Genomic DNA, 22,597 nt, shown 5'->3' with positions numbered 1-22,597 from the left:
ATCCGATCGCTACCGACGCGAGGGAAATTCACAGACTCCCGCCGCCGGGCGCGCTGACCGTGGTCACCTCGGCGGCGATGGAGGCCGCGGCGACCGCGCCGAGGGTGAGCCCGGCGAGAATGCTGGCGCGGACCCCGGCGGCCCCGCGACGAGCGGGCTCGGCGGGGGTGACCGGGTCGGTGCCCAGGTCGCCGCTGGTGCCGTGCGCGGTCGCGGTGTCCTCGGTGTTGGCCTGCTCGTCGTGCATCGTGGTGTCCTTTCTGGTTTCCGGTACTCGGTGGGTTCAGCGCAGCAGTAGTACGGAGGGGATCTCGGCGGGGAAGCCCAGCCGCAGCAGGCCGTAGCCGATGCCGGCGATGCCGGTCAGCAGGCCGGGGCTGGGAACCGCGTGCGGGGTGCCGCAGCGCGGCCCGTACAGCTCGATGGCGCCGAGCACGTGGGCGCTGTCCCTGGTCAGCGTGGCCGCGGCGCGTTCGTGCCCGGTGGCGGCGAGTTCGACCAGCACGTCCAGCACGCCGAGTTCGCCGTGGCACAGGGAGTGGTCGCCGGAGACGCGGCGATCGGCCGCGGCGGCGACGAAGGCGTCGGCGGCCGGGTCTCCGGGTGGACGGGACAGCGCGACACCCGCGGCGCCGGAGCACCAGCCGATGCCCGCCGCGGCGCCCGCGCGCGGCGTCGCCGACCTGGTCAGCGCGGTGCCCGCGGCACCCCAGAGGAAGCCGGCGCCTTCGGGCTCCGGACGGGACGCGAGCCGCTCGGTGAGTTCGGCGGCGACCTCGGCGGCCAGCGGCAGGCCGGTTCCGGTGTGCACGGCGTGCATCGCGAGCAGTGCGCCGTCGGTGCCGTCACCGATGCCGGCGCGCCCGGCTTCGTCGGCGAGCCGGGTGGCGGTGACCGCGAACGGCAGGCATTCGCGGAGCGCGGTGTCGTCGAGCAGCGCGCTCAGCCTGGCCACGGCGTAGGCGATGCCGCCGAGACCGAAGAACCCGCCCGAGCCGACCTCCCTGGCCAGTTCCGGATGGCGGACCAGCGCCGCGAGCAGCGCGGGCAGCCCGTGCACCGCCTTGCGTGCCAGTTCGGCGTACCGCGCGACCCCGGTCACGGCCCCGAGCTGGGCCAGGAACAACGCCGTGCCGCAGTAGCCCTCGGCGAGGCCCGCCCCCATCGGCAGCACCGACCAGTGCTTTCCGTCGACCAGTTCCAGGCCGAGCCAGTTGGCCCGGTCGCCGTCCTGCCGGGACCGCGCGACCAGCTCGTCGCCGATGCCGCGGGCCAGCGCCAGCAGGTGCGGCTGGTCCGGTACCACCCCGGCCACCGGGCTCCCGGCGGCCGGGGACGGCTGGTGCCCGGCCATCCGTTCGCGAGTGGCGAGGGTGGCTTCCACCAGCCATTCCTGCTCGCGCTGGTCCACCGCGCCGAGCTGGGCGAGCTTGTCGCGGACGGCGGCCAGCCCGCTGCGCCGCAGCAGGTCCGGCAGCACCTCGCCGGTGCCGGTGCGCACTTCGCGGCTGCCGACCCTGGCGGTGAACAACGGGATGTCCCCGGTGTACAGCTCGGCCAGTTCGTGGGCCGCGAGCTGGGGCAGGTGGTCGTGCCCGGTGTCGACGGCGAGTTCGGCGAAGGCGGCTTCGCGGGCGGCGCCGTCGGCGAGGTGACGGGGGTGGGTGGACTCGGCGAGCAGCAGCCCGTAGGCGCGGGTGTCCCGCACCACCAGCCGGACCTCCTCGCCGGCGAACCGCGCCAGCGGACCGTGCTCGGCGGACAGCTCCGTGGCCCGTTCGGCCAGCGCGTCGTACCCGGCGCGGAACCCGGCGAGCAGCGCTTCGCGGTGCTCCAGCGGATCCGCCGCCGCGCCCCGCAGCAGCGGGCGGTTGCGGGCACCGGTCACCGGGACCCGGCCGGGCGCCAAGCGCATCCGGTCGGTCCCCGCTTCCTGCCACACCGGCACGTCGATCGGGTAGTCCACTTCGGACTGCCCGCCGACGCCGGAGACGTCGAGCGAACCGTGCTCGCCCAGCAGCAGCCGGGGCAGCAGGGCGGTCCGCACCACCGAGGCGTTCAGCGCGGCCAGCGCCGGGTCGGGACCGGCGGTGGTCAGCGGCGTCCAGCCGGGGTGGAAGAGGGTCTCCACGTCCACCAGCACGGGCTGGTCCCCGGCGGCGACGAGGTTCTCGTAGTGCATGTCGGTCGCGTCCAGCACGTACAGCAGCGCGAGCAGCGCGCCCTGACGGCGGTGGAACCGGTCCACCTCGGCCGTGGTGGCGCACGGCGCGTGCTCGACGAACTCGGCCCAGCCGTATCCGTCGCGCGGCATCACCTGGACCCCGCGCGGGGCCAGCTCGGGCAGCACCGTGGCGAACCAGCCCAGCAGTTCGCCGAAGCGCGCCTGGAGGCCGAGCGGACGGGGCTTGTACACCAGGCGGGTGCCGTCGGCGAAGGTCAGCACGGCCACCGAGCGCCCGCCGGAGTGCAGGTCGCCCGCGCCCAGCTCCAGCCCGGTGAGGCAGCCGGGGTCGGCGTCGAACAGCCCGGCGACCAGCGCCTCGCGATCGGCGGTGAAGCGGCGGAGCAGTTCACCGACGGCCTCCGCGGTGCGCACGCAGGTCTCGCCGAGGAGCCTGGCCAGCACGGGGTAGCGGTCGAACAGTTCGGACAGCCGCCCGCCGGTGTGCCGGACGAACTCGGCGAACCGCTCGCGTGCACCGTCCCCCGGCCAGGGCGCTCCCCGGTGCAGGTCGGTGACCAGCGCGCGGGCGGCGATCCGGGCCAGCCTGCGGCCGAGCCAGCCACGCACGTCGGGCCACACCGCGGCCGCTTCCGCCCCCAGCCGCAGCCGGACCAGGTCGAGGAACGGCTCGAACGGGGCCACCAGGTGCTCCTCGGGCGCGGCGTCCGCCGGGACCTCCCGGTACGCCCCGCGGTCGGGAGCCACCGCGAGCACCTCAGCCACCAGCACCGCCCACTCGGGCCGCGCCGGTTCGGCGGCCCGCTCGCGGCTGGAGAGCGCGGTCGCCCACCAGGTGCTGGTGATCTCGGTCGGATTGCTCACCCGCCGAACGATGCCAGCGGGGGCCCGCCCGGCGCATGGGTAATCGCTACCCGCATTCCGCCGGCGGAAGATGGGGGCGCGCTACCCATGTGCCTGCCCGGGCAGCTCGGCCACAGTGGTGGCACGGAAGGAGGCGGGCATGCCACTGCGGGACCTGGGCTTCACCGAGGAGCAGGAACGGGCGTACCGGCTGCTGCTCGGCGACCCGTACCGCGCGGCCGCCCAGCTGGTGCCCGGCGCGGGGACCCCGCGGTCCCGGCGCGAGGTGCTGGACCGGCTGGTCGAGTTCGGGGTGGCGCGGCCGGACGAGGCCGCGCCGTCCGGGGTCAGCCCGCTCGATCCGGCGGTCGCGGTCGGTGAGCTGATCGAACGCACCGAGGACGAGCTGCACGCGCGGTTGCGGCGGGTCGGCGCGGTCCGGGCGGAGGTGCCGGGGCTCTCGGCCACCTACGCCGACCGCCGCCGCGACGCCGACGAGGCCGCGGCGGGCCCGGTCACCGGCGTCGAGCAGCTCGACGAGGTGCGGGCGGTCCGGGAACGGCTCGCCGAACTCTCCTTCTTCACCCGCGACTCGGTGTACGCCGTGCAACCGTCGGCGACCGGCGACGCGGCGGCGACGGCTGCCTCCCGGCCGCTGGAGCAGCGCAGCATGCGGCGTGGCCTGGACGTCCGGGTGATCTACCCGGCGTCCGTGCTGGCCGAACCGTCGGCGGTGACCGCGCTGCGCGCCGCGGCGGGTGAAGGCACGGCGATCCGGTTCAGCGACCAGCCGCTGGAACGGATGATCATCCTGGACGAGCAGGTCGCCGTGGTGCCGCAGGACCCCGGTGGCCGCGGGCGTGGCGCGCTGGTGGTGCGCCAGGCCGGGCTGCTCAGTGGTTTCCTGCGGTTGTTCCACGGGTTGTGGCGCGAGGCGGCGGAGTTGCCCGGCGAGTCCGCCACCACCGGACCGGACGAACAGGACCGCGAAGTGCTGCGGTTGCTGGCCGAAGGCATCACCGACGAGAACGCGGCGAAGACCATCGGGGTTTCCGTCCGGCACCTGCGGCGGCGGATCGCCAGGGTGATGCGGTTGCTGGACGCCGGCAGCCGGTTCGAAGCCGGCGCCGAGGCAGCTCGACGCGGCTGGTTGTGACCATTTTTCAGCAGTGGAGAAAGGACGTGCGAGATGAGCAAGAAGAAGCACCTGCGGTCCGGCGGCGACGAGGACTCGATCGGCGCCTTCGGCTGGGACTAATCCCACTCAACGGCAGTCACCGGCCGGTTGCTCCGGTTGGCGGAACCGAAGACAAGCGGGCAAGACCACGTGTCGGATCGGGCAGGACCGGGGCCGGCGACCGGACAAGGATCGCGTTTCAGGTTTACTGAATCCCAGAGCAACATGTTCTCATCTGTCCAGTTTCACTTCCGCGACAGCGAGTTCAAGGGCACCTATGCGCGATCCAAAAGATTGTATTGTGGTCGAAATCGATCCGTCGTACCGGATAGGCCGAATGGAAAACCGGTGCCCGGACTGGCTCAACTCGGTGGCCGCCGAACTCGGCGGCCGCGACGTGCGTGACCTGGTGCCGCCGGGCTTCCGGGCGCAGTTCGGCGAGCAACTCGCGGCGATATTCAGCCGCCAGACCTGCTGCACCCGAACACCGGTGATCACCCTGAAAATCGGCTCGACCTCGGTCAAGGCCTCGCTCTCCTGCACGCTCAAACCGTTCGGCGAGACCACGGTCGCGGTCGCCACGATAATGTTCTTCCGCCAGCAGAACCTCCCGCTCCGGGAAACCGCCCCGGCACGCATCAGCGAGACCAGCGCCCGCGTGCTGGAAGGCGTGGCGGCCGGCGTGCCCAGCAAGGCGCTGGCGCTGCGCCTGCACCTGAGCCAGGCGGGCATCGACTACCACGTGAACACCCTCCTGCGCCGCTTCGACGCGACGAACCGGACGGCACTGGTCGCCAGGGCCTACTCGACCGGCACCCTGACGCCCGGCATCTGGCCCCCGCGGCTGGCCACCCACTTCCAGCCCGCCGGAAAAGAACGGGCCGGCTGACCGGCGCTACCAGGAAGAACTCAACCACGACGGAGCGTGACCAATAGCACCCGCCCGGCCCGCTCCACTTCTTTCCGATTGCGCTCTTTCACCGATGATCAAGGGTTGTTCCGCGATCGCGCGATGGACTACGTTGGCGTCGACTTCCAGTCGAACACCCAAACGATCCCGCGCAATTATCGCGCCTCCCTAGGAGTTCCGAGTGATTCGAAGAGACAGCGCTTTCCGGCGTGCCGGTCGCGGCATCTACGCCGCCTTGGCCGCCGTCGTGATCCTCCTGGTCGGGTCGGCGGCCAGCGCCGAACCGCCCGCGGCCGAGCAGCCGGCTTCCTTGAACCTCCCCGGTTTCACCCACGGATCCGTGGCCGTGCAGGGCGGCACGCTGCACTACGTCCGCGGCGGTTCCGGCCCGCCGCTGGTGCTGCTGCACGGCTGGCCGCAGACCTGGTGGGAATGGGCCGACGTGATGCCCGCGCTCGCCGCGAACCACACCGTCATCGCGTTCGACCTGCCCGGCGCGGGCGAGTCGAGCATCCCGACCGGCGGCTACGACAAGGCGACCACCGCCAAGCGCATCCGCGAAGGCGTCCAGAAACTGGGCTACACCCAGGTTTCCCTGCTCGGCCACGACACCGGCGCGCTCGTCGCCTACCCGTACGCCCGCGACTTCCCGAACGAGGTCGTCCGCATGGCCGTGCTGGAGACGCCGCTGTCCGGCTTCGGCCTCGAAAACCTCTACGGGATCAGCTTCCACCTCGGCCTGAACCAGACCGCCGCGCCGGTGCCGGAGAAGCTCATCGACAACGACGACGTCTCGACCTACCTCGGCTGGCTCTTCAGCGGCGCGCGGTACCCCGAGCGCATCGACCAGGCCACCTTCTTCCAGGCCTACGCGAGCCCGGCCCGCCGGACCGCGGGCTACGAGTACTACCGGGCCTTCGCCGCCGACGGCGCGAACAACCAGGCCAACGCGCACAAGCGCCTGCAGATGCCGGTGCTGGCCATGGGCGCGGAGTTCGCCTTCGGCCCGCTGGTCGCCAACTCCTTCGGCCAGGTGGCCGACGACGTCCGCGGGGTCGTGGCACCGGACAGCGGGCACTGGATCGCCGAGGAGAACACGGCCTTCCTGAGCGCCTGCGCCAAGTTGTTCTTCGGGCCGCAGGGAGTTCCCGCGCCCAGCCCCGAACTGGCGAACTGCGTCGCCTGATCCTCCTCCGGTTCCCGCGCGGGTCTGCCCCGCGCGGGACCGGCGTTTACCCGATCAGGCGATCCTCTGCCCCGCGGCCGGCTCACTACCGTGACACATGAGCATTTCACCGGCCGCGGTGCACCGGACGATCGTCTTCGTGGATGTCGAGAAGTTCAGCGCTGTCGGCACATTGCTTGACCAGCTCGCGGTCCGCGCGGGTTTGCGGGCCGTCATGGCGAAGGCGTTCGGGACGGCGGGGATCCCCTGGTCCGCTTGCCACGTCGAAGATCGCGGTGATGGCTTGCTCATCGTGGGTCCCGGCGAGTCGAAAGCGCCGTACGTGGAGTCGCTGCCCGGCGCGGTGGCACGGGAACTGAGAACGCACAACACCCACAGCCCAGCGGAATCGAGATTCAGATTGCGCATGGTCGTGCACGCGGGCGAACTCAGTTTCGACAAAGCCGGCTGCACCGGGAACGCCGTCGTGCGCGCCGCCCGGCTGCTCGACGCGGCACCGGTGAAAGCCGCGCTCGCCGCCTCGTCCGGGGTGCTGGTGGTGGTCGTTTCCCAGTGGTTCTACGACGAAATCGTGTCCCAGAGCGCCGTGCTCGACACCGGCAGGTACCGCCGCGTCACGATTCGGGTGAAGGAAACCGAAACCACCGGCTGGGTCTGCCTGCCCGACAACCCCTACCCCGCGCTGAGGTCCACCGCACGGAAGGTTCCGGCGGCTGCACTCGGCGTCGTGGCGCTTCTGCTGGTCACGGGACTCGCCGGGGACGCGCGATTCGACACCACCGAAAGAATCATCGGCGGCGACTACCCCGCGGAAAGCGAGTTCGTCGCGAAGGTGATCAATCAGCGTTCGGGCAAATGCCTTTCCAGAAACGGCATCTACAGCCAGGACGACGAAAACGACGCCGAATACATCGGCGCCGGTGTCTACCAATGGGAGTGCGCCGAATCGGACGACGAGCCGGGGCACACGGTCGTGCTCGCACCGCAGCAGGCGGGGTGGGCGATCCGGAGCAGCATCAAACTCGACCTGTGCCTGGCGGCGGACGGCGCCCCCGGGCAGTCCCAGCGCTTCCAGGCCTGCAAACCGCACGACGGCAGGCAGCGCTGGCGGCTGCGTCAGGTGTTCGACCAGGTGCGCGACGTGGTGGCCATCGAGAACGAGAACACGAAGCAGTGCCTGGCCTTCACCGACCCCGATCCGAAATCGATCAGCCTCGTCCAGGCCGCCTGCCTGCCGGGCAAAGCCTTCGAATGGGAAGTCCGGCGCTATCCGGGAATCGGCGAGCAGGTCTGCGCCGAACGGCCCGCGCAACGGCTGCGAAACCACGAATCCGGCGATCACCTGGACGTGACGCTGTCGACGGCCCCACGATCCGCGCACGGCTGCACGAGCGTGGTCACCGATCCGTCCGGTCGTTGCCTCACGCTGGCGTCCGGGGTGCGGTGGCTGGCGTGCACCCGCCAGCCCGACCAGCAGTGGGTCATCGAGCCGATGGGCGAGGAAGGCGGCCGGCGCTGGAGCCGGTTCCACTCGGCCGCCGACCTCAGCAGGTGCCTGCAACCGGACGACACGACGTCGCTGACGGTCCGGCGCTGCGACTCCTCCTGGCAGCAGCAGTGGAGCCACCCTTCGACTTGAGTTTCTCAAGCGTGCATGACACGCTCAAGCGCGACACGAGACCGAGCCGAGGGGGCACCATGGCCGACACCACCGAGAGCGCGCGGCCCACCTGGGTCGACGACGACCTGTTCCCGTTCGAGAGCCGCTTCGTCGACGTCGACGGGCACACCGTGCACTACGTCGACGAGGGCTCGGGCCCCGCTCTGCTGTTCCTGCACGGCAATCCGACCTGGTCGTTCCTCTGGCGCGACGTGATCCGCGAGTTGCGCGACGACTTCCGGTGCATCGCACTCGACTACCCCGGCTTCGGCCTGTCGACGCCGAAACCCGGCTACCGCTACCTGCCCGAGGAGCACGCCGACGTGGTCACCGCGTTCGTCGACGCGCTCGACCTGGACGGAGCCACCCTGGTCGGCCAGGACTGGGGCGGCCCGATCGGCCTGGCCGCCGCCGCCCGGCGGCCGGGTGCCTTCACCCGCCTGGTGCTCGCCAACGCCTGGGCGTGGCCGGTGAACGGCGACCCCTACTTCGAAGCCTTCGCCCGCATCGCCGGCGGGTTGCCGATGCGCTTCCTGGCCCGGCGGCTCAACCTGATCGTCCACGCGTTCATCCCGATGGGCCACCGGCTGCGGAAGCCGACCGCCGCCGAGATGACCCACTACCGCCGGGCGCTGGACACCCCCGCCCGGCGCCAGGCCGCCGCCGTGCTCCCCGGCCGGATCACCGCCAGCCAGGCCTTCTTCACCGAGGTGGAGGCGGGCGCCACCGACCTGCGCCACCTACCGACCTTGATCGTCTGGGGCAACGCGCAGATCGGCTTCCGCCCGCGGGAACGCGAGCGCCTGGAGGAGACTTTCCCCGCGCACGAGACCGTGATCCTGGAGGGCGCCGGTCTCTACGTGGAATCCGACGCGACCGACGAGTTCGTCACCGCGATCCGCACCTGGACGGCGGCGCACCAGGCCGGGTAGTAGTTTCACTCGCGAGCGAGAGGAGCCGGCGGAGTGGCACGTCTTCATGTCGGCTGCGCGATGTGGACCCACAAGGCGTGGCCAGGGCGGTTCCTGCCGCAGTCGTTGCCCGCCAAGGAACGCCTGCGCGCCTATGCCGGCTGGTGCAACGCGGTCGAAGGCAACACCACCTTCTACGCGACCCCCGCCCGCGAGACCGTCGCGGCGTGGGCGGAGCAGACCGACCCCGGCTTCCGGTTCGTGGTCAAGGTGCCCAAGGCCGTCACGCACGAACGCCGGTTCGTCGCGGTCGAGACCGAGATGCGGGCGTTCCTGGACGCGATCGAACCGCTCGGCGAGCGGGCCGTGCTGTGGACCCAGTTGCCCGGCTCGTTCGGCCCCTCGGACGTCGAGGCGCTCGGCCGCTTCCTGCGCCGGCTGCCCGCCAACCGTCGGCGGGCGGTGGAGGTGCGTCACCCCGAGTTCTTCACCGACACCGGTTCGGCGTCGGCGCTGGAGGGCGCCCTCGCCACCGCGGACGCCGAGTGGGTCCCGTTCGACACCACCGTTTTCTTCCGGACCCCGCCGACCAGCGAGGCCGAACAGGAAGCCTGGGCGAAGAAACCCCGCCTGCCCCGGCGGACGCGGGCGCTGACCGACCAGCCGATCGTCCGCTACCTGGGCCGGGATTCGGCCGAGGAGACGGTCGAGGGGTGGCAGCCGTGGACCGAAGTGGTCGCCGCCTGGCTGCGCGAGGGTCGCGCACCGACGGTTTTTGTGCACACCCCCAACAACGATGACGCACCCGCACTCGCCCGCCACTTCCACGACGACGTGCGGGCGCTGGTGCCGGACCTCGAGCCCCTGCCCGAACCGGAGCCGGTAGAACCCGCGACCCTGTTCTGAACCACCGCCACGCGCTACGCCCCGGCGATGTCGTTGGCGGCGATGTAACCGAAGGTCATCGCGGGACCGATGGTGGAACCAGCACCGGCGTAGCCGCGGCCCATCACCGCGGCGCTGGCGTTGCCCGCGGCGTACAGGCCCGGGATGACCGTGCCGTCGGGACGCAGTACCCGCGCCCGCGCGTCCGTGCGCATCCCGCCCTTCGTGCCGAGATCACCGGGAACGATCTTGAACGCGTAGTACGGCGGCAGCCAGAGCGGCGCCAGGCACGAGTTCGGGTGCACGGCGGGATCGGTGTAGTAGTGGTCGTAGGCGCTCTTGCCCCGGGCGAACTCGGCGTCGGTCCCGTTGTGCGCGGACCCGTTGAACCGGGAGACGGTCTCCCGCAACGCCTTCGCCGGCACGCCGATCGCGGAGGCGAGGCCGTCGACGGTGGCCGAGCGGTGGACGGCTCCGGAGGCGTACCACGAGCCGGGCAGGGCGAAGGTCGGCAGAACGTCCTTGAACAGGTACTTGTTGCGGTAGTACTGGTCGACGATCAACCAGGCGGGGATGCACGGATCAGTCGGGTTGCGGTCGTACATGACGTGCACGACGTCACCGTAGGGCGCCGCCTCGTTGACGAACCGCTTCCCCGCCGCGTCGACGATCAGGCCGCCGGGCAGGGTGCGTTCGGCGAGGCAGAAGTAGGGGGCGTCGGGCAGCGGAATGGCCGGGCCCCACCAGGCGTCGTCCATCAGGTCCAGTGCCGCGCCTGCCCGCGCGCCCGCCCGGATGCCGTCACCGGTGTTCTCGCGAGCGCCGACTGTCCACTGTGTACCGGTCGGCTGCTGGTGGTACTGGTTGCGCATGGCGGCGTTGTGCTCGAACCCACCGGAACCGACGATGACGCCGCGCCGGGCCTTGATCACGCCGGTGGTACCGCCGCGCGACACCAGCGCACCGGTGACCCGGCCGCCCTCCACCACCAGGTCGACCAACGGGGTGGTCAACCACACCGGCACGTTCGCCGCCAGCAGCCCGGCCCGCAGGCCACCGGCGAGCGACTGCCCCATGGTCAGCGGCTTCTCCCCGCGCAGAGCCGCGGCGGTGCCCCGAGCCAGACATTCGGCGGCGACCGCCGCACCCTGGGCGTTGACCGCGGCCAGGGCGAGCCACTTGTAGTCGGCGCTGAACACGACGAGGCCGGGCGGGGTGGCGAGGTAGGGCGGGTTCAGGCGGGCGAGCTCGGCGCCGAGAACGTTGCCGTCCAACTGATCCGGCTCGATGGAACGGCCGTTCGCCAAGCCGCCGGGCAGTTCGGGGTAGTAGTCGCTGTACCCCTCCATCCAGCGGAAGCGCAGCGGACTGTTGGCCATGACGAAGGAGAGCATCGCCGGGCCGTTGTCGAGGAAGGCCTGCCGCCGGGCGGCGGGCACGCCGGGCCCGACCACGGCGGCGAGGTAGCTGGCCGCCTTCTGCGGCGTGTCAGGAACACCGGCGGCGAGCAGGACCTCGTTGCAGGGGATCCAGATCCCCGCCCCGGACCGGGCCGCCGAACCACCGAACGTGGCCGCCTTCTCGACCACCACACAGGAAAGTCCCCGACGGGCCGCGGTCAGCGCGGCCGTCATACCCGCGGCACCGGCACCGACCACGACGACGTCGTACTCACCGAGGAGCGGCTCCGCGGCGGCGGAGAGCGGGTCGACCCATCCTGAAGCCAGCGCGATCGTGGTACCGGCGGCGGTGCCACGCAGAACCTGCCGGCGGGACAGCTGCCCGCCGGGTCTGTCGGTGTCGGCCATGCCGGTAAATCTAGAACGTGTTATAGATCATTGGCAACAAGTTCATCCATATAGCACAAGGCCTTGGGCCGAATTGACCGGAATCTGTTCTATCCAAAGTATAGGCCGCTGCCACCTGCTCCTCAGCTCACGACGACAGGACTGACCTCCCGCCCCGCCGCCGCGGACAGCGTCAGCCGAGACTCGGCGACGTCGGGGCGCCGGAACCAGCGAGCCGGAAGACGCCAACGCAGGTGAGAGCAGCGACAACAGGGACTCATGGAGCTCGGGGGCTTGACGAAACGCGACCAGCACATCTCGACCGAGCCGTCGTGGAACCATCCGGCGACACCACCGTCACCCTCTCGAACGAAAGCGCGGGCACGGCGGCAACCCTCTGCGCTACCCACCGCACGACTCCCGGCATTTCTTCACCACCGACGCGGTCTCCACCGGCCTGCCGAATGGGCCGAGTTCGAACGACGCTTCCCCAAGCGAAAAGGGCGAATCGATTGAGGCAGGCAGGCGGCAGCGAGAGAAACCCGGGTGACGTCGGGGTCACGAGATGCCTAAGGTCGGCCCATGCCCGTCGGTTTCGCAAAGCTGGTCCGCCGTCCGATCAGCCCGGGGGACGCGGCCGCCTTGGCCGAGCTGCTCAACGCGATCGAGGTCATCGACGTCTTCGGCGAGTTCTACTCCGAGGAGGACGCCGCCGACCAGATCAACGCCCCCATGCTCGACCTCGAGCGCGGTACGGTCGGCGTCTTCGATGGGGACCGGATGGTCGGCTACTCCTCGGCGGCGCACAAGCTGCTCGTCGAGGACGTGCACCGGGTGACAGTGAGCGGCGGCGTGCATCCCGAGTACCGGCGCCGGAGACTCGGAGCCGAGCTGCTGGCTACCGGGATCGCGAGCGCGAAGGCGCTGCACGCGATCCATCACCCCGGCTTGCCGCTGGCCATCGACGCTCAGAACAACGCGGGCAATGACAGCGCACGCGCCTGCTACGAAGCCGCTGGTATGGCACCCGTGCGCTGGTACTCGCACATGCGGCAGCCACTCGGAGCCGCCGTTGTCGACCTGCCGTTGCCGGACGGTCTCGCTGCGGAGGGGTACTCGGGCGAGAACGACGCCGAGTTCTTCGCTGTCGGCAACGAGTCGGTGCTCGACCGATGGGGAGGAGTCCCGATGCCGCGGGAGCAGTGGCGGGCGTTTCTCGGCTGGCCGGCTTTTCGCCCGGACCTCAGCTTTCTGCTGCGCGATGTGGGCAGCGGCACGGCTGCCGGCATGGTGCTGACCTACTCCTGGGATGCGGACACCGCGGCGACTGGTGTCCGTGACGCGCACCTGATGAGGATCGGAACTCGCCGCGCATATCGCCAGCGAGGCGTGGCGAGCGCGCTGATCAGCCGTGCGCTGTGTTCGGCGCGAGACGCCGGCTTCGACCGGGCGAGCATCGAAGTCGACGCCGGCAGCCCGACAGGATCAAGCGGCCTCTACGAACGGGCCGGTTTTTCCGTAGCCCGCACCGAAGTCCGCTACACCCTCAATGCCTGAGCGCGATCCGGCTGAGAGAAGGCCTCCACCGGCTCCCCCTGCGCAAAAGCAACCCAGCCGGGCCTGTTGCCGCAGGGGCCGAACTGGTCGGCGCCAATGCTGGTGGAGTGTTCCTCGCGCCAACGGCCCCCGTCCGCAACCGGCGGGTGGCTGGACCCCAGCAACGTCATCCACCGGATTTAAGAAGCGTTCACCGGCTGTGGCTACGGCTGGGTCACCGGCCCTGGAAGCCATGGCGGACAGCGTCAGCTGATTCTGCACCCTCTGGGGGTACATGCAACAAAGCCCAGGCCATTGACCTGGGCGGATGCTCCCCCGATTGGACTCGAACCAATAACCTGCCGGTTAACAGCCGGCTGCTCTGCCAATTGAGCTACAGGGGATTGCTGGCCCGACCGGATCACTCCGGCCCGACGTGAAGAACTCTATCCCATGCCCGCCGCCGCCGTGCACCCACCCCCGGCGTCCCCGGCCCGGCGCGCCGAGGTGGGGGACAATGGAAGCTGAGCGAGCAGAGGGAGGCGTACGACAGATGAAGAAGTTCCTGCTGGGCGCGGCGGTGGGCTATGTGCTCGGCGCGCGGGCCGGCCGCAGCCGGTACGAGCAGATCGTCCGCACCTACCGCAAGCTGGCCGACCACCCCGCCGTGCAGGGCGCGGCGGGGATCGCCAGGGCCAAGGTGGGCGAGAAGCTGCCGTTCGGGGAACGCCCTGGCGGCAACGGGCAGCGCACCCGGGAAGCACAGCACCAGGGCTGAGCGACGCCTGGGCCAGGCACCGCGCGCAGAGCTGCTACCGCGCGCGGGCTTGGCTCACCCCATGCGCACACGGTCACCCCACGCACGCCCCGGCCCACGCCCGCGGCTCCGGGCCCGGCGCGTCTGGCGCACGCTCACCACGGCTGACCTACGCGCAGCCCACTTACATCAGGGCTGCCGTGCGTCACGGCTAGTTCACGTGGGCCACGGCGAAGACCCGCCGGAACGGGAACCAGGTGCTCCCGTCCGCATTCGGCGGATAGGCGTCCCGAAGCAGCGAGCCCAGTTCGTACCGGAAGCGCTCCCACTCGGCCGCGTCCAGCGCCGCCTTGATCGGGCGGAGCACGGTGCCGGTGATCCACTCCAATACCGGGTCCTCCCCGGTCAGACGCTGCACGTAGGTGGTCTCCCACACATCCACCGAGCAACCCCAAGCCGCCAGCAGAGCGGCGTACTCCTGCGGCTCGCTCACCGCGTCCTCATCGCGGACGTCCAGTGAGCGCGACCACCTCGAAGTCGCCACCAGCTTGCGAACCAGTTCGTGCGAGGGCGCGCGGAAGTTCCCGGGCACCTGCATCGCCAGCCACGCTCCTGGCGGCAGCGCGTCCACCCACCGGGTGAGCACCTCACGGTGCGTGGGCACCCACTGCAGCACGGCGTTGGTCACGATCACGTCGGTGTCCGCGGGCGGCACCCACGACGTCACGTCCCGCAACGACGCCGCGATCCCGTTGGCCCGTGCCGCCTCGACCATGTCCGGCGAGCTGTCGAACGCCTCCACCACCGCGTCCGGCCAGCGCGAGCTCAACGACGCGGTCAGGTTCCCCGGCCCGCACCCGGCGTCGACGACCCGGCGTGGCGACGTGGCGCCGACACGGGCCAGCAGGTCGTAGAACGGCCGCGCGCGTTCGTCCTGGTAGTCGAGGTACTTCGCCGGATCCCACATACAGTACGACTGTACTGCTAGGCCTCCGGATCCACCAGCTTCTTCGCCGCGTCCTCGGCGATGCTTGCCACCAGTGCCGCGTCCACGCCAGGGTCGGCTCGTACCTGGAGCACCGTGCCGTCGGTGCCCGGCACCTTCCGCCGCAGGAACCACGCCACGCCACCCGGCAGCTCCTGCCGGTGCCGCCCGCGGATCGAGCCGTCGACGCGCTGGCGCACCATCGGCGGCAGCTTCCCCGGCTCCTCGACCCCGTACCGGACCGGCACCCGGTCGGTCAGCAACACCGCGTCGCCCGCTTGCCCGGTCTCGTCGGCCTCGGTCACCGTCAGCGCGTTCTCGCCCCAGACCGCCTTGCTGATCAGGTGCCAGCCGATGCGGCGCGGCCCGTCCTCCGACGGCACCCACAGCCCCAACGAGGTGACCACCAGGTACCCGCCGCCGGTCACCGGGGCGGTGGCCAGCGCGTCCTCACCGGCGGCCAGCTCTCCCCCGAAGTCGTCCGGCAGGCGGTTGCCGAACAGCCGCTTGAACAACCCCATCAGTCGAGCCCGCCGACGGCCTGCTGCCGCAATGCCTTCCGGTACTCCTCCAGCGCCACCAGGTCCCCGAACAACGCGCGGTAGTCCTCGGGCGCCTCCACCGGGGACAACCGGGTCAGCTTCGACTTGATCTCCTGGATCTGCCTGCCGACCAGGTTCTCCTGGATCGCGGCGAGCACGCTGGAGACGTACCGCGCGTCGGCCTCGTCCTTGGCGTGCATGGGTTCCACCGCCAGCTCGCCGAGCACCCGGCGGACCATCCCCTGTGGACAGTGACGCGAGGTGGCTTCGAGCAGCGCGGGCCCCGCCATGCCACCGGCGGCCCCGCCCGCCTCGCGGATCGCCTTGCGGATGGCCAGGTACGCCGGGTGCGTGAACGCCTCGTCCGGCACCGCGTCGAACTCGGGGCCGGCCAGCGCGGGCTCCTGCAGCGCCGCCTTCAGCGACTCGCGCTGCACGGTCAGCCGCGGGTCGGTGGGGTTGGGCCGGGGCACGTCCTGCGGGTTCGACCCGGAGGCCGCCGCGGCGGGCCGGGCGGCGGGCGCCGCGCCCTTGCCACCGGCGACCGCGCGCACCCGCTTGACCACCGTCGCCTCGTCCGGCCAGCCGACCCACCAGGCCAGCTTGGTGGCGTAGCCGTCCCGCTTGGCGCGGTCCTTGATCTGCGCCACCATCGGCACCATCTTCTGCAGCGCGGCGACCTGCCCGTCCACCGACTCCAGGTCGTAGGACCTCAGCATGCTGCGGATGGCGAACTCGAACAGCGGGATCCGCCGCGCCACCAGGTCGCGCACCGCGGTGTCGCCCTTGGCCAGGCGCAGCTCGCACGGGTCCATGCCGTCCGGCGCCACCGCGATGTAGGTCTGCCCGGCGAAGGTCTGGTCGCCCTCGAACGCCTTGAGCGCGGCCTTCTGCCCGGCCTCGTCGCCGTCGAAGGTGAAGATCACCTCACCGCGGAAGGCGTCGTCGTCCATCAGCAGGCGCCGCAGCACCTTCATGTGGTCCTGGCCGAACGCGGTGCCGCAGGTGGCCACCGCGGTCGGCACCCCGGCGCCGTGCATGGCCATCACGTCGGTGTAGCCCTCGACGATCACCACCTGGTGGCGCCGCGAGATCTCCTTCTTCGCCATGTCCAGCCCGAAGAGCACCTCGGACTTCTTGTAGATCGGGCTCTCGCTGGAGTTGAGGTACTTGGCCTCGATGCGGTCGTCGTCGAACAGCCGCCGCGCGCCGAAGCCGACCACGTCGCCGCCGAGGTCCTTGATCGGCCACAGCAGCCGCCGGTGGAAGCGGTCGATCGGGCCCTGCCTGCCCTCGCGCACCAGCCCGGACTTGATCAGCTCGTTGAGCTCGAACCCGCGCTTGAGCAGGTACTTGGTCAGCTTGTCCCAGCCGCTCGGCGCGTACCCGCAGCCGAAGGTCTTGGCCGCCACCGGGTCGAAGCCGCGTTCGTTGAGGAAGTCGCGCGCCATCCGGCCGTCCTCGGAGAGCAGCTGCTCGCCGTAGAACTCGGCGGCCGCCTTGTGCGCCTCGACCATGCGGGAGCGGGTGCCGCGGTCGCGCTGGACGCTCCCGCCGCCGCCCTCGTAGGTCAGCCGGATCCCGACCCGGTCGGCGAGCCGCTCCACGGCCTCGACGAAGGTGAGCTTCTCCAGGTCGGTGAGGAACTTGATCACGTCGCCGCCGACGCCGCAGCCGAAGCAGTGGAAGGTGCCGTGCGTGGGGCGGACGTTGAACGACGGGGTCTTCTCGTCGTGGAACGGGCACAGCCCCTTCAGCGCGCCGCCACCGGCCCGGCGCAGCGCCACGTACTCGCCGACGACCTCATCGATCCGGTTGCGGTCACGCACTTCCGCGATGTCGCTTTCCCGGATCCGTCCCGCCACACTTCCACTCTAGGGCGTGTCCTCGATGCCCCGGTCGATGGGCTTCGCGATCCAGGTGGTTCCTGGCGGTGCCGGGCATTCGCCCTCGTACCGGGGTTGTACTCGGGCGGAGGCCCGGTGCCGCCAGGGGCCGCCTGGGCGCGAAGAGCGCGATCGGGGCACCGAGGACGCGCCCGGGTGCGGCACCTGATGGTGCAGACTCGAGGTATGGCCGTCACCGGGGATCTGCTGGCTGAGGAGTTCACCGCCCATCGCGCGCACCTGGTTTCGGTGGCCTACCGGCTGACCGGCTCGGTGTCCGACGCCGAGGACGCGGTGCAGGAGGCGTGGCTGCGGCTCGCCGGGCTCACCGAGGGCCAGCGCGAAGCCATCCGCGACCCGCGCGGCTGGCTGACCACCGTGGTCGGGCGGCTCGGGCTGGACCGGCTGCGTTCGGCGACCGCCCGCCGCGAGCGCTACGTCGGGCAGTGGCTGCCCGAGCCGATCGTGGCCGGGTTCGGGCCGCGGCCCAGCGAGGACCCGCTGGAGGTGGCCGTGCGCGACGACGGCGTGCGCATGGCGGCGATGGTGGTGCTCGACCGGCTCAGCCCCGAGCAGCGCGTCGCGTTCGTGCTGCACGACGCCTTCTCCGTGCCGTTCGCCGAGATCGCCGAGATCCTCGGCTGCTCACCGGCCGCCGCGCGCCAGCACGCCTCGCGCGGGCGCCGGGCGCTGGAGGAGGCCGATCCGCCGCCGCGGGCGTCGATGGCCGAGCAGCAGGCGGTGCTGGAGCGACTGGTGGCCGCGCTCAACTCGGGTGACGTGCGCGCGGTCGCCGAGGTGCTGCACCCCGACGTGGTGCTGATCGGCGACTCGGACGGCAAGGCCCGCACCACCCGCCAGATCATGGTCGGCGCGGACAAGATCACCCGGTTCTTCGTCGGGGTGTTCCGCAAGTACACCGACGCCGCGGTGGCCGGGGCGCGGCCGCTGCTGGTCAACGGCGACCTGGGGCTGTACCTGCCGCCCGCCCCCGGTGACGAGGACCACGTGCCGCTGGACGCGCACGTGTCCACCATGGTCATCCGCGACGGCAAGGTGGTGGCGATCTACGACCAGGCCAACCCGGAGAAGCTGAAGCACCTGCCCGCCTGAGTGGTTGCCGCCGGAAGCCCTTCGCGGGTAGCGGCGGTGCCCACCGGGTCACGAACCGGGCACGGAACCGATGGCGGGCGGTTTCGGCGGGTCGCCCGGCACCACCCGGCCGAGCGTGTCGGTCCAGTTCTCGCCCCACAGGCCGCTCTGCTCGATCTTGGTCAGCCACTCGTTGACGAACTTCTTGAACGCCTCGTCACCGTGCCGGATGCCGATGCCGTAGGCCTCCTCGGTGAACGGCTCGCTGACGATCTGGATCTTGTCGTTGAGCTGCGCGGTCCCGGCCAGCAGCGTCATGTCGTGCACGTAGGCCACCGCGGTACCGGCCTCCAGCGCCTGGATGCACTCGGTGGCCGCGCCGAAGGTGGTCAGCTGCACCCCCGGCGCGCTCTGCCGGATCGCGTCCACGCTGGTCGTGCCGGACACCGCGACCACCTTCTTCCCGGCCAGGTCGGCCGGGGTGGAGATCCTGTTCTCCGAGCTCAGCGTGGCGATCGCCTGCCCGGAGACCAGGTACGGCCCGGCGAAGCCGATCTTCTCCGCCCGCTGCGGGGTGATGGTGTAGGTGCTGATCACCGCGTCGACGGTGCCGGTCTGCAGCACCGACTCGCGGGTCTCCGAGATCGACCGGACCACCTTCACGTTCGGTTCGCCGATGATGTACTTGGCCAGCAGCTTGCCGAGCGTGGCGTCGAAACCGACGGTCTCGCCGGTGATCGGATTGCGCTGCGACATCAGCGGCAGGTCCAGCTCGCCGCCGACGAGCAGCTGCCCGCGTTCGCGGATCGCGGCGGCCGTCGGGCTGGCCGCGACCTCCTCGGCGGTGGCCACCGGCGCCCGGTCGAGCAGGCTCAACGGGCCCGCCGGAGCGGCCGGGCCACTCGGCGGGGCGGCGCTGCACCCGGTCAGCACCAGCAGTGCCGCCACCCCGTTCCGCAGCCAGGACCTCGTTGTCACGCCGCGTTCCCCCGCTCGTGGTCTACGAGCCCGGTACCGACCCGATCTGCGGCGGCGCCGGCGGCTGACCGGCGACGACGGTGCCCAGCGACTCCTTCCACAGCTCTTCCCAGATCCCGGACTGCACGATCTTGCCCAGCCAGTCGTTGACGAACTTCTTGAACTCGGTGTCCCCGCGCGGCAGGCCGATGCCGTAGGGCTCGCTGGTGAACGGCTCGCCGATGACGCGGATCTTGTCGTTGAGCCGGGCCGCCCCGGCCAGCACGGTGAGGTCGTGCACGTAGGCCACCGCCTGCCCGGCCTCCAGCGCCTGGATGCACTCGTTGGCGGTGCCGAAGGTGCGGATCTTCGCCTCCGGCGCCACCCGCTTGAGCGCGTCCACGCTGGTGGTGCCCGCGACCGCGACCACGTCCTTGCCGTTGAGGTCGGCCGGCCGGGTGATGGACCGCTCGCGGCTGAGCGTGGCGATCGACTGGCCGGACATCAGGTACGGCCCGGCGAAGGCCACCTTCTGCGCGCGCTGCGGGGTGATCGTGTAAATCCGGATCACCGCGTCGACCGTGCCGACCTGCAGCAGCGCTTCCCGCGTCTCCGGCGTCGCTTTCGCGATCTTGACCGAGGATTCGCCAATGATGTATTTGGCGAGCAGCTTCGCCAGCGAAGCGTCAAAACCTTCGGTTTCGCCGGTAATCGAATTCCGCTCGGAAAGCAGCGGCAGATCGAGTTCACTGCCGATGATCAACTGCCCGCGCGCGCGGATGGCCGCGGCGGTCGGGCTCGCCGCCAGCTCCGCGTCGGTGGCCACCGGCGCCCGGTCGAGCAGCCCGCCCGGGCCCGGCGCGGGGCTCGCACCAGGGGAACCAGCGGTGTTCGCCCCACCACACGCGGTCAGCGCGAGAAGTCCGGCGACCGCGGTGGCCGTCGCCAGCCACCGGCGCGCCGGGAACGCCCTCACCATGTTGCGCCACGCTCCATTCGTCATCTCGCGGCCGTGCCGGAGCCCAACTCCAATTGACACCGACAGCACTGACTGGCCCCCGAGACTTCCCAGCCGGAGCACTCAAAACCCGCTCTTGGCGCAACCATAACCAGGCGGAACCACTAATTGTTAGCCCGAATTTTGGTGAGTGATAAACCAACTCTGTTAATGAATTGAACGATCTTGTCTGCAACCTGCGAATGCCGGAGTCGGCCGGGCCGAACGGGCCAAGATCGGCTTGCGGGTGCCCCGGCGGCACCCGCAATCGATCTTGTCCAGTGATGTTTCCGTGACCTGCTCGGCGATTAATCGGAAACTGCTTAACCAGACACCCGGCCGCTCTGGGTGACCTGCGGCACGCGGCAGGCCTCGCCCGAGGTGAAGCCCTGCTCGGTGATGTCCAGCGCGTTGTTCATCCGGGCCCGCATGTTCTCCAGCCCGATCTGGTAGGTCAGCTCCAGCACGCCCTCGCGGCCGAACTCGGCCTCCAGTTCGGCGACCTGCTCGTCGGTCACCGTCACCGGCGTCGCGGTCATCGCGTCGGCGTAGGCCAGCGCGAGCCGCTCCTGGGGGCTGTACAGCGGCGAGTCGGCGTAGTCGTCGATCGCCTTGAGCCGGTCGATGTCGAGCCCCTCGTGCTTCTGCAGCATGGTGCCGAAGTCGATGCACCACGAGCAGCCCAGCCGGACCGCCGTGCGGTACACCGCCAGCTCGCGCACGTTGACCGGCAGTTCGGTGGCCACCTTCTCGGCGAGCATCTCGGTCACCAGGCCGGCCCGCAGCACGCGCCGGTTGTGCGCGTGGACCGCCAGCGGTTCCGGCAGCGCACCGTAGCGGCGGCGGGCGAACCGGGCGATCAGGCGCAGCACGAGGCCGCCGTCCTTGGGGTCCTTCGCGGGGATACGCGGCATGGTCGCTCTCCTTCGTTCGTCGTTCTCACGAGGGGGACGAGACGACTTCGCCGGTTGTGACAACCCGGGGCGAGCACGTGAGCGCCACCACCATGGCCAGTGCCGCGGCACCGAAGACCACGGTCAGCCCCGCCGCCTCGAAACCGCCGGTGACCAGCAGCGCGAGCCAGCCGAGCAGGGTGGTCCCGGCGACCCCGCCCGCCTGCCTGGCGAAGGTGAACACGCCCATCGTGGCGCCCATCTCGCCCGGTGCCGCCCGCCCCTGCGCGAGCACGGTGTAAGCCGAGACCACGAGCATGAAGCTGCCGCCGGTGAGCACCAGCCCGACCGTCAGCAGCACGACCCCGCCGAGTGGCACGGACACCGCGATCAGCGCGAGCCCCACGGCGCCGGTGAGACAGCCCCAGCGGCCCCAGGCGGTCATCCGCGGCCAACGACGGGCCAGTACCGCGAAACAGCTCGACACGAGCAGCGAGCCGCCCGTCATGGCCAGCAGGAGCAGCCCGGCCGCGCCGGGATCGCCGCGCACGCCGAGCGTGATCGCCAGCGAGACGAAGGTGAACGTGCCGTAGAGCGCGACCCCGGCGAGGGTGGTCGCCAGCACCGAGCGCACCACCACCGCGTCGGCGAAGATCGTGCGCGGGATCAGCGTCTGCGTCCTGGCGAAGGCGAACCCGGCGGCCACCGCGACCACCACCAGCACCGGTGTCCATAGTGGACTGCGAGCCAGCGCCGGCACGGTGCCCAGCGCGGTCGCCGCCGTCCCGGCGACCACCAGCAGGGCCGAGCCGCGCAGGTCGAGCCTGCCCGCCGGGCGGTCGGCGCGGCGGCCGGGAAGCCCGGCCAGACCCAGTGCCAGCGCCACGGCCGCCACCGGGAGGGTGAACCAGAACAGCCAGCGCCAGCCGAAGGTGTCGGCGACCAGGCCGCCCGCCGGCGGCCCGGCGAGCGAGGCGACCGCGCCGACGGCCACCTGCCAGCCCTGCCGCCGGATCAGCTCGGTCCGGTCGAACAACTCGCCCAGCGCCGCCATCGCCCCGACGATCAGCCCACCGGCCCCGGCGCCCTGCACCGCGCGCCCGGCGACCAGCGAGCCGATGTCGGTGGCGAGCGCGCACCACGCCGAACCCACCGCGAGCAAACCGACGGCGAGCACAAACGCCATCTTTCGCCCGTACAGGTCACCGAAGCGGCCGTGGATCGGCGTGGAGACGGTCGCGGTGAGCAACGAGGCGGCGGTGATCCCGGCGACCGCGGGACCGGCGTCCAACTCGGCGCCGATCATCGGCAGCGCCGTCACCACCACGGTCAAATCCAGCTGTGCCAGCAACATTCCCAGCAGGACCCCGGCGAAGGCGAGCGAGCGACTACCCTTGACCGCGTGCAT

General features: G+C 71.1%; 19 protein-coding genes and 1 tRNA gene. 9 read left to right on the top strand and 11 right to left on the bottom strand.

The window, feature by feature from the left end:
- Nucleotides 1-28: 28 nt before the first annotated feature.
- Entirely contained in the window at nucleotides 29-247 is a 219-nt protein-coding gene (locus JYK18_RS22250; protein WP_206803852.1) for a hypothetical protein, read from the bottom strand.
- Between the two features lie 36 nt (nucleotides 248-283).
- Nucleotides 284-3,049 carry a type 2 lanthipeptide synthetase LanM family protein gene (locus tag JYK18_RS22245; protein WP_206803851.1) on the bottom strand — a complete coding sequence of 922 codons (2,766 nt, stop codon included), beginning with the start codon at nucleotides 3,047-3,049 and terminating at the stop codon, nucleotides 284-286.
- Between the two features lie 139 nt (nucleotides 3,050-3,188).
- On the opposite strand from JYK18_RS22245, the gene JYK18_RS22240 reads away from it, so the two are divergent.
- From JYK18_RS22240 to JYK18_RS22215, 6 genes are all read left to right on the top strand, one after another.
- Nucleotides 3,189-4,184 (top strand): hypothetical protein, encoded by a 996-nt coding sequence (locus JYK18_RS22240; protein WP_206803850.1) that lies wholly within the window; start codon nucleotides 3,189-3,191, stop codon nucleotides 4,182-4,184.
- Between the two features lie 358 nt (nucleotides 4,185-4,542).
- Entirely contained in the window at nucleotides 4,543-5,094 is a 552-nt protein-coding gene (locus tag JYK18_RS22235) for a LuxR C-terminal-related transcriptional regulator (protein WP_206803849.1), read from the top strand.
- Between the two features lie 202 nt (nucleotides 5,095-5,296).
- Nucleotides 5,297-6,301 carry an alpha/beta fold hydrolase gene (locus JYK18_RS22230; protein WP_307795991.1) on the top strand — a complete coding sequence of 335 codons (1,005 nt, stop codon included), beginning with the start codon at nucleotides 5,297-5,299 and terminating at the stop codon, nucleotides 6,299-6,301.
- A 97-nt stretch (nucleotides 6,302-6,398) separates the two neighbouring features.
- A complete protein-coding gene (locus JYK18_RS22225) occupies nucleotides 6,399-7,940 on the top strand; it encodes a ricin-type beta-trefoil lectin domain protein (RefSeq protein WP_206803848.1) in 1,542 nt (513 codons plus the stop codon).
- Between the two features lie 59 nt (nucleotides 7,941-7,999).
- Nucleotides 8,000-8,893, top strand: a complete 894-nt coding sequence (locus JYK18_RS22220) for an alpha/beta fold hydrolase (RefSeq protein WP_206803847.1) — start codon at nucleotides 8,000-8,002, stop codon at nucleotides 8,891-8,893.
- Nucleotides 8,894-8,953: 60 nt separating this feature from the next.
- Nucleotides 8,954-9,778, top strand: coding sequence for a DUF72 domain-containing protein (locus tag JYK18_RS22215; protein ID WP_206804420.1), 825 nt, complete (start codon nucleotides 8,954-8,956; stop codon nucleotides 9,776-9,778).
- Between the two features lie 14 nt (nucleotides 9,779-9,792).
- Here JYK18_RS22215 and kstD read toward each other — a convergent pair whose 3' ends face one another.
- Nucleotides 9,793-11,565 carry a 3-oxosteroid 1-dehydrogenase gene (gene kstD, locus JYK18_RS22210; RefSeq protein ID WP_206803846.1) on the bottom strand — a complete coding sequence of 591 codons (1,773 nt, stop codon included), beginning with the start codon at nucleotides 11,563-11,565 and terminating at the stop codon, nucleotides 9,793-9,795.
- Nucleotides 11,566-12,126: 561 nt separating this feature from the next.
- Between kstD and JYK18_RS22205 the strand changes: the two genes are divergently transcribed.
- Nucleotides 12,127-13,101, top strand: coding sequence for a GNAT family N-acetyltransferase (locus JYK18_RS22205; protein ID WP_206803845.1), 975 nt, complete (start codon nucleotides 12,127-12,129; stop codon nucleotides 13,099-13,101).
- Between the two features lie 310 nt (nucleotides 13,102-13,411).
- Here JYK18_RS22205 and JYK18_RS22200 read toward each other — a convergent pair.
- Nucleotides 13,412-13,484 (bottom strand) — tRNA-Asn (locus tag JYK18_RS22200).
- Between the two features lie 149 nt (nucleotides 13,485-13,633).
- On the opposite strand from JYK18_RS22200, the gene JYK18_RS22195 reads away from it, so the two are divergent.
- Nucleotides 13,634-13,858, top strand: coding sequence for a hypothetical protein (locus JYK18_RS22195; protein ID WP_206803844.1), 225 nt, complete (start codon nucleotides 13,634-13,636; stop codon nucleotides 13,856-13,858).
- A 190-nt stretch (nucleotides 13,859-14,048) separates the two neighbouring features.
- On the opposite strand, the gene JYK18_RS22190 is transcribed toward JYK18_RS22195, so the two are convergent.
- The 3 genes from JYK18_RS22190 to dnaG are packed head-to-tail and all read right to left on the bottom strand — an operon-like array spanning nucleotide 14,049 to nucleotide 17,229.
- Nucleotides 14,049-14,804, bottom strand: coding sequence for a trans-aconitate 2-methyltransferase (locus JYK18_RS22190; protein ID WP_206803843.1), 756 nt, complete (start codon nucleotides 14,802-14,804; stop codon nucleotides 14,049-14,051).
- 17 nt (nucleotides 14,805-14,821) lie between these two features.
- Nucleotides 14,822-15,343: a hypothetical protein gene (locus JYK18_RS22185; protein WP_206803842.1), complete on the bottom strand. Its 522-nt coding sequence runs from the start codon at nucleotides 15,341-15,343 to the stop codon at nucleotides 14,822-14,824.
- The gene (gene dnaG / locus JYK18_RS22180; RefSeq protein ID WP_206803841.1) at nucleotides 15,343-17,229 is read right to left on the bottom strand and encodes a DNA primase; all 1,887 of its coding nucleotides are present in this window, start codon (nucleotides 17,227-17,229) and stop codon (nucleotides 15,343-15,345) included. Before dnaG ends, JYK18_RS22185 begins: the two co-directional genes overlap by 1 nt.
- Before the next feature lie 207 nt (nucleotides 17,230-17,436).
- On the opposite strand from dnaG, the gene JYK18_RS22175 reads away from it, so the two are divergent.
- Nucleotides 17,437-18,363, top strand: coding sequence for a sigma-70 family RNA polymerase sigma factor (locus JYK18_RS22175; protein ID WP_206803840.1), 927 nt, complete (start codon nucleotides 17,437-17,439; stop codon nucleotides 18,361-18,363).
- Nucleotides 18,364-18,411: 48 nt separating this feature from the next.
- Here the strand turns inward: JYK18_RS22175 and JYK18_RS22170 are convergent, their stop codons facing one another.
- The 4 genes from JYK18_RS22170 to JYK18_RS22155 all read right to left on the bottom strand — a co-directional run bounded on the left by JYK18_RS22170 (nucleotide 18,412) and on the right by JYK18_RS22155 (nucleotide 22,597).
- A complete protein-coding gene (locus JYK18_RS22170) occupies nucleotides 18,412-19,320 on the bottom strand; it encodes a glutamate ABC transporter substrate-binding protein (protein ID WP_307795990.1) in 909 nt (302 codons plus the stop codon).
- Nucleotides 19,321-19,342: 22 nt separating this feature from the next.
- A complete protein-coding gene (locus tag JYK18_RS22165; protein WP_242579322.1) occupies nucleotides 19,343-20,302 on the bottom strand; it encodes a transporter substrate-binding domain-containing protein in 960 nt (319 codons plus the stop codon).
- A gap of 317 nt (nucleotides 20,303-20,619) precedes the next feature.
- Nucleotides 20,620-21,210 carry a carboxymuconolactone decarboxylase family protein gene (locus JYK18_RS22160; RefSeq protein ID WP_206803839.1) on the bottom strand — a complete coding sequence of 197 codons (591 nt, stop codon included), beginning with the start codon at nucleotides 21,208-21,210 and terminating at the stop codon, nucleotides 20,620-20,622.
- 25 nt (nucleotides 21,211-21,235) lie between these two features.
- Nucleotides 21,236-22,597 carry an MFS transporter gene (locus JYK18_RS22155; RefSeq protein ID WP_206803838.1) on the bottom strand — a complete coding sequence of 454 codons (1,362 nt, stop codon included), beginning with the start codon at nucleotides 22,595-22,597 and terminating at the stop codon, nucleotides 21,236-21,238.

Origin of the sequence: Amycolatopsis sp. 195334CR (assembly GCF_017309385.1) — a bacterium.
Classification (GTDB): Bacteria; Actinomycetota; Actinomycetes; order Mycobacteriales; family Pseudonocardiaceae; genus Amycolatopsis.
Note: the sequence above shows the minus strand (reverse complement) of the source record. Positions and strands in the feature narration are given on the sequence as shown.